The organism is Photorhabdus sp. RM96S, from assembly GCF_042879335.1.
Taxonomy (GTDB): Bacteria; Pseudomonadota; Gammaproteobacteria; order Enterobacterales; family Enterobacteriaceae; genus Photorhabdus; species Photorhabdus kayaii.
The window spans coordinates 1-234 of record NZ_JBHFKT010000273.1 but is presented as its reverse complement, the minus strand read 5'-3'; the positions used below and the strand labels follow the sequence as shown (position 1 = coordinate 234).

The window sequence follows — 234 nt, the reverse complement described above, 5'->3', positions numbered from 1 at the left end:
AAAGCGCAAGCACTTTCCTGTTACCGCTCGACTTGCATGTGTTAGGCCTGCCGCCAGCGTTCAATCTGAGCCATGATCAAACTCTTCAATTCAAAGCTTGATGCTCAAAGATTCCTACGTTAGTTCGTAATGAATTAACTGTTGTTCACTCTTCAAGACTTTAAAACGTATTTTTTGTGATACGGTCTTGTGAGTGCCCACACAGATTGTCTGATTAATTGTTAAAGAGCAGGC

General features: G+C 41.9%; 1 rRNA gene. It reads right to left on the bottom strand.

From position 1 onward, the window contains the following. A 16S ribosomal RNA gene (locus ACGF49_RS25320) occupies positions 1-92 on the bottom strand; the annotation flags it as partial. Positions 93-234 lie beyond the last annotated feature (142 nt).